The organism is Streptomyces sp. NPDC026206, from assembly GCF_040638465.1.
Classification (GTDB): domain Bacteria; phylum Actinomycetota; class Actinomycetes; order Streptomycetales; family Streptomycetaceae; genus Streptomyces.
Genome location: NZ_JBEZYL010000031.1, coordinates 24,701 through 32,581, shown reverse-complemented (window position 1 = coordinate 32,581; position 7,881 = coordinate 24,701). Strand labels below are relative to the sequence as shown.

Annotated in this window: 1 protein-coding gene; it reads right to left on the bottom strand. The window is 70.2% G+C overall.

Translation table 11 applies throughout. The annotated features are described in order from the left end of the window. A partial coding sequence (locus AB0F13_RS27025; RefSeq protein ID WP_362087558.1) for a type I polyketide synthase occupies positions 1 to 7,862 on the bottom strand: 7,862 nt, incomplete at its 3' end. Between the last annotated feature and the right edge of the window lie 19 nt (positions 7,863 to 7,881).

The window sequence follows — 7,881 nt, the reverse complement described above, 5'->3', positions numbered from 1 at the left end:
TGTGCCAACGCAGTGAGCAGAGTGGGTGCTTCGTCCCTGTTCCTGCGGAGTGCGGGGACGAGTACGGCGGTGTCGGCGTCGGTCACCGACTCCTGAGCCATGGCGGACAGGACTCCGTCCGGGCCCAGCTCCAGGAACCGCGTCACGCCCTCGGCCAGGAGGGTACGCATGCCGTCGGCGAAACGGACCGCCTCGCGCACGTGCCGCACCCAGTAGTCAGCAGAGCTCAGCTGCTCGGCCGAAGCGAGCTCACCGGTCAGGTTCGACACGACCGGAATGCCCGCAGCACCAAAGGACAGACCCGCCACAACCTCGCGGAAGCCCGCCAGCATCGGCTCCATCAACGGCGAGTGGAACGCGTGCGAGACCCGCAGCCTGCTCGACTTACGACCCAGACCCTCGAAGTGGGCACGCACCGCCTCAACAGCGTCTTCGGCACCGGAAACCACCACGGCCGTCGGACCGTTGACGGCCGCGACGGAAACCTCATCCGTCAGGTGCGGCAGGACCTCGTCCTCACCAGCCTGGACGGCCACCATCGCACCACCCACCGGCAACGCCTGCATCAACCGGCCACGAGCCGCCACCAACGCACACGCATCAGCGAGGGAGAACACCCCGGACACATGCGCGGCAGCGACCTCACCGATCGAATGACCGGCCACGTAGTCCGGGCGCACACCCCACGACTCCACCAGACGGAACAACGCCACCTCAACCGCGAACAAACCGGCCTGCGCGTACACCGTCTCGTTCACCAGCTCGGCATCATCACCCCAGATCACCTGGGCGACCGGCTGATCAAGATGCTCGTCCAGCTTCGCGCACACCGCATCCAGCGCCTCGGCGAACACCGGGAACCGGCCGTACAACTCCCGCCCCATCCCCAACCGCTGCGAACCCTGACCCGAGAACAAGAACGCAGACCGGCCCGGGCGCACCAGGCCTTCCACCACGCCCGCGGCCGGCTCTCCGACCAGCAACGCGGACAGGGCGCGTACGACGCTCTCCCGGTCGGACGCCAGGACCACCGCACGGTGGGTGAAACTCGACCGTTCCGTCGCCAGGGAGAAACCGATGCTCGCGGAGGGTAGTCCGGACTGTCCCTGCACATGGTTCAGGAGGCGGGCGGCCTGTGCTCGCAGTGCCGCCTCGGTCTTGCCCGACAGCACCCACGGCACCACACCGGGCTCGACCGCAGGCCTGTCCTCCTGCGTCGGCACCTCGGCCGGCTCGGGCTGCTCAAGGATCACGTGAGCGTTGGTGCCACTGATGCCGAACGAGGACACGCCCGCCCGAAGCCGACGACCGCTTTCCACCCATTCAACTGGTTCGGTCAGCAGCTCAACATCTCCGGCCGACCAGTCCACGTGCGTGGAAGGCTCGTCCACGTGCAACGTCTGCGGCAGCACACCATGCCGCATCGCCATGACCATTTTGATCACACCGGCGACACCTGCCGCAGCCTGCGTGTGACCGATGTTCGACTTCACCGAGCCCAGCCACAGCGGCTGGTCGCCGGGCCGGTCCTGGCCGTACGTCGCCAGCAACGCCTGCGCCTCGATCGGGTCACCCAGCGTCGTACCCGTACCGTGCGCCTCCACCACGTCGACATCCGCAGCGGACAACCCACCACTCGCCAACGCCTGCCGGATCACCCGCTGCTGCGACGGACCGTTCGGCGCCGTCAAACCATTCGACGCACCATCCTGATTCACCGCCGAACCACGCACCACAGCCAACACACGATGACCGTTACGGCGAGCATCCGACAGCCGCTCCAGCACCAGCATGCCGACACCCTCGGACCAGCCCACACCATCCGCCGTATCGGCGAACGAACGGCACCGGCCATCCGCCGACAACCCGCCCTGCCGCGAGAACTCGACGAACGTCGTCGGTGTCGACATCACCGTCACACCACCGGCGACCGCCAGCGAGCACTCCCCCGACCGCAGGGCCTGCGCTGCCCAGTGCAGTGCGACCAGGGACGACGAGCATGCTGTGTCGACTGTCACGGCCGGGCCCTCGAAGCCGAACGTGTACGACACGCGGCCGGACGCGATGCTGGGGGCGCTGCCGTTGCCCCGGAAGCCCTCGAACTCGTCGCCGACGAGCATGTTTCCGTAGTCGTTGTACATGATGCCTGCGAAGACGCCCGTTTGGCTGCCCCGCAACGACACCGGGTCGATACCCGCCCGCTCCAACGCCTCCCACGTCGTCTCCAGCAACAAACGCTGCTGCGAATCCGTCGCCAACGCCTCACGAGGACTCATTCCGAAGAAGTCGGGATCGAACTCCCCCGCCTCGTAGAGGAACCCACCGGACCGCGTGTACGACGTACCCGGCACCTCCCGGTCCGCGCTGTACAACGCCTCCACGTCCCAGCCACGATCGGTCGGGAACCCACCCACCGCGTCCACACCCTCGGACACCAGCCGCCACAGATCCTCGGGCGAGGACACACCACCCGGATACCGGCAACTCATACCCACGATCACTACCGGGTCGTCGGCCACCGGCGGCAACACACCCGCCGGCACCAACGCCGACGACCCCTCGGCAGACTCCGCGCCGAACAGCTCATCCAGCAGGAAGCCCACCAGCACGTCCGCCGTCGGGTAGTCGAACACCACGGTGGCTGTCAACCGCAGACCCGTCGCCTTGTTCAGCCTGTTGCGCAGTTCCACTGCCGTCAGGGAGTCGAACCCGAGGTCTTGGAATGCGCGGGTCGGATCCACCGTCTGCGCATCCGCATGCCCCAGTACCACCGCGATCTGCCCACGCACCAGATCCAGCAACACCTCACGACGCTCGGCCACCGCCAGCCCCGCCAACCGCTGCACCAGACCGGCGGAGACTACGCCCGAGCCTGCGGTGACCGACCGGCGCGCACGCGTCCGGATCAGCCCGCGCAGCAGCGCGGGAATGTCACCGTGCGCCCGCAGCGCCGCGAGGTCGAAGCGCACAGGGAGCACCACCGCCTCATCAGTGGCGAGTGCGGCGTCAAACAGGGCCACGCCTTCGGCGGGCGAGAGTTCCGGCATGCCCGAGCGGGCGATCCGCTGAATGTCGACGTCGGACAGGGTGCCGGTCATTCCGCCGTCCTGGGTCCAAGGACCCCAAGCCAGCGACACACCGGGCAGCCCCTCCGCGCGGCGGAACCGTGCGAGCGCGTCCAGGAAGGTGTTGCCGGCCGCGTAGTTGCCCTGCCCCGGACCGCCGAAGGTGCCGGAGACCGAAGAGAAGACCACGAACGCGGAGAGATCCAGCTCCTTGGTGGCCTCGTGCAGGTTCCACGCCGCGTCCACCTTCGGGCGCAGCACGGCCGCCAGCCGCTCCGGCGTCAAGGCGCCGATGACACCGTCGTCGATCACACCGGCGGTGTGCACCACAGCCGAGACCGGATACCGCCCGATCAGTTCTGCCACCGCCGCACGGTCCGCGACGTCGCAGGCGACGATGGTCGCGGCGGCACCGTCAGCAGCCAGTTCCGCGATCAGTTCCTCGGCGCCCTCGGCTTCCGGGCCGCGACGGCTGACCAGCAGCAGACTCCGCACACCATGCCCGGCCACCAGGTGCCGGGCCACCACACGACCCAGACCACCCGTGCCACCGGTGATCAGCACCGTGCCGTCCGCACCCCACACCGGACCCGCCGACGACGCCGACACCGGCACAGGCACCGGTACCCGGGCAAGCCGGGCCGCCAGCACCTCACCATCACGGACCAGCAACTGCGGCTCGTCCAGCGCGAGCGCCCGGGGCAGCACCGCCAGGACGTCGTCCCCACCGTCCAGGTCCACCAGCCCGAAGCGTCCCGGGTTCTCCGACCGCGCGGAGCGGACCAGGCCCCAGACCGCAGCCCCGGCAAGGTCCTCACCCGTCATCGCGCCCCGCGTCACGAACACCAGACGCGACTCCGCGAACCGCTCATCGGCCAGCCACGACTGCACCAGCCCCAGCGCCCGCGACACAGCCCCGTGAACCGACTCCACCACAGTCGAACCCGAACCCGAACCCGAACCGGAACCCGAGCCCAAGCCCGAACCGGAGCCGGAGCCGACCGCCGAGGCCGGCGACACCAGCACCAGCACCACACCTGGTACATCCGCTTCCGCGTTCACCAGCGACGCCAGGTCCGCGTAGGCGTCCACCGAGAGCCCGCCCCAGGCTTCCTCGGCATCCGGTCCCAGAACCACCAGGGCGTCGACCGCCAGGGCCGGGACCGGAAGGGGTGACCACTCCACCTGGAACAGGGAGTCCTGGTCGAACCCGCCCGCGCTGCCCGACCGGCCGCCCTCGGCGACGGCACGCAGGACCAGCGTCTCGACCGAGGCCACCGGCCCGCCGTCCGTGTCGGCGATCGCCACGGACACGGATTCGTCCCCGGTACGGGCGACCCGTACGCGCACCGCCGCGGCACCGGAGGCGTGCAGGGAGACGCCTTCCCATGAGAACGGCACCACGCCTCGCGGCATGCCGTTGAAGGCGGTGACGTGCAAGGCGGCGTCCAGCAGTGCGGGGTGGAGTCCGAATGCCGCGGCCTCGCCTTCGGCGGCGTCCGGCAGCACCACGTCGGCGAACACCTCGTCGCCGCGCCGCCAGGCGGTGCGCATGCCCTGGAAGAGCGGGCCGTACTCGAAGCCGCCCTCGGCCATGCCCTCGTAGAGGCCGTTCAGGTCCACCGGTTCGGCCCCGGCTGGCGGCCATGCGGCGTCGCTCCGGAGAGCGTCGAAGTCGGCCGTGTGCTCGCCCACGGCCAGCACACCGGTCGCATGCTGGGTCCAGGGCTGGTCACCGGCTCCTTCGAGCCGGGAGCGGACGCTGAGGGAACGGCTGCCGGAGTCGTCGGCAGGCCCGAGGCGCAACTGCAGCTGCAGGCCGCCCTGTTCGGGGAGGACGAGCGGTGCGGCCAGGGTCAGGTCCTCGACCCGGTCGCAGCCGACCTCGTCACCGGCACGGATCGCCAGTTCGACGAACGCCGTACCCGGCAGCAGCACCGAGCCCATCACGACGTGGTCGGCCAGCCAGGGATGGGACTGGAGGGACAGTCGTGTAGTGAACAACAAGCCGTCGCTGTCGGACAGTTCCACCGATGCGCTCAGCAGCGGGTGATCCGTGGCCTCCAGGCCCGCCGCACTGACATCGCCGGTAGCGGCCGGTGCCGGCTTCGGCCAGTACCACTCGTGCTGGAAGGCGTACGTCGGCAGGTCGACATGCCGGGCGCCGGTCCTCTCGTAGAGCTCCGGCCAGTCGACGTCGGCGCCCTGCACGGACAGCTGCGCCAAGGCTGCGACGAGCGCCTGCTCCTCCGGCCGGTTCTTGCGCAGTGCGGGGACGAGTACGGCGGTGTCGTCCGGCACCGACTCCCGGGCCATGGCGGACAGAACACCGTCCGGGCCCAGCTCCAGGAACCGCGTCACACCCTCGGCCAGCAGCGCCCGCACACCATCAGCGAAACGAACCGCCTCGCGCACATGCCGCACCCAGTAATCAGCAGAACACAGCTGCTCGTCCGAAGCCAGCTCACCCGTCAGGTTCGACACAACCGGAATGCCCGCAGCACCAAAGGACAGACCCGCCACAACCTCGCGGAAACCCGCCAGCATCGGCTCCATCAACGGCGAGTGGAACGCATGGGAAACCCGCAGCCTGCTCGTCTTACGACCCAGACCCTCGAAGTGCGACCGAACCGCCTCAACAGCGTCTTCGGCACCGGAAACCACCACGGCCGTCGGACCATTGACGGCCGCGATCGAGACGCCATCGCCCAGGCACGGCAGGACCTCGTCCTCGGTCGCCTGCACCGCCACCATCGCACCACCCACCGGCAACGCCTGCATCAACCGGCCACGAGCCGCCACCAACACACACGCATCAGCCAACGAGAACACACCCGCCACATGCGCAGCAGCAACCTCACCGATCGAATGACCCGCCACGAAGTCCGGGCGCACACCCCACGACTCCACCAACCGGAACAACGCCACCTCAACCGCGAACAACCCGGCCTGCGCGTACACCGTCCGGCTCAACAACCCCCCGTCCTCGCCCCACATCACATCCCGCAGCGGACGGTCCAAATGCTCGTCCAGCCCCGCACACACCGCATCCAGCGCCTCGGCGAACACCGGGAACCGGCCGTACAACTCACGCCCCATCCCCAACCGCTGCGAACCCTGACCCGAGAACAAGAACGCAGACCGGCCCGAGCGCACCAGGCCTTCCACCACGCCCGCGGCCGCCTCACCCGCCGCCACAGCGGACAGAGCCCGCACCACGGCTTTGCGGTCCGTGGCGAGCACGACCGCTCGGTGGGGGAAGCTCGCCCGGCTCGTCGCAAGCGAGAAGCCGACGTCCGTCAGTGCCGGCCCGGCCGGGCCCGCGGCCTCCACGTGGGACAGCAGGCGTGCGGCCTGTGCGCGCAGTGCCGCCTCGGTCCTGCCCGACAGCACCCACGGCACCAGGCCGGGTTCGACCGCCGGTTCGCCCTCCTGCCCGGGGGCTTCGGCGGGTTCGGCCTGTTCGAGTACGACGTGCGCGTTCGTGCCGCTGATGCCGAAGGCCGACACCGCCGAGCGGCGCGCCCGGCCGGTCTGCGGCCAGTCGGTCCGCTCGGTCAGCAGCTCGACGGCTCCGGCGCTCCAGTCGACGTGCGAGGACGGCTCGTCCACGTGCAGGGTCTTCGGCAGCACACCGTGCCGCATCGCCATGACCATTTTGATGACACCGGCGACGCCTGCCGCAGCCTGCGCGTGGCCGATGTTCGACTTGATGCCGCCGAGCCGGAGCGGCCGGTCCTGCGGGCGGTCCTGACCGTACGTGGCCAGCAGGGCATGTGCCTCGATGGGGTCGCCGAGTGTCGTGCCGGTGCCGTGCGCCTCCACCGCGTCGACCTGGTCGGGTGAGAGCTGGGCATTGGCCAGGGCCGCGCGGATGACGCGCTGCTGCGAGGGGCCGTTGGGGGCGGTGAGGCGGCTGCTGGCGCCGTCCTGGTTGACGGCCGTGCCGCGCACGACGGCCAGCACCTGGTGGCCGTTGCGCCGGGCGTCCGAGAGCCGCTCGACCAGCAGGACTCCGACGCCCTCGGCCCAGGAGGTGCCGTCGGCCGCTTCGGCGAACGGCTTGCACCGGCCGTCGGCGGCGAGCCCGCGCTGCCGCGAGAACTCGGTGAACAGGCTGGTCGTCGGCATCACCGCGACGCCGCCCGCCAGCGCCATCGAGCATTCGCCCGACCGCAGGGCGCGTACGGCGAGGTGCAGCGCCACGAGGGACGACGAGCATGCCGTGTCGATCGTCACGGCCGGGCCTTCCAGGCCGAGCGTGTAGGCGATGCGGCCGGACAGGACGCTGGTCGCGCCGCCGGTGAGGAGATGCCCCTCGGTCTCGTCGCTCTGCCTGGCGAGCGAGCCGTAGTTGGTGTCGGCGCCGCCGACGAAGACGCCGGTCGCCGTGGAGCGCAGCGACGCGGGGTTGATGCGGGCCCGTTCGATGGCTTCCCACGCCGACTCCAGCAGCAGGCGCTGCTGGGGGTCCATGGCCAGGGCCTCGCGCGGGGCTATGCCGAAGAGTTCCGCGTCGAAGTGGCCGACTCCGGCGAGGAATCCGCCGTGGCGCACGTAGCTCTTGCCCGGCTTGCCCGGCTCCGGGTCGTAGAGCGACTCCACGTCCCAGCCCCGGTCGTCCGGCAGCTCGCCCACCGCGTCGGCGCCGTCGGCGACGAGCCGCCACAGGTCCTCGGGCGAGGCGATGCCGCCGGGGAAGCGGCAGGCCATGCCGACGATGGCGATCGGCTCGTTGTCCCGGGCCTCGACGGACTCCAGTCGCTGCTTCGTGCGCCGCAGGTCGGCGGTGACCAGCTTGAGGTAGTCGCGGAGC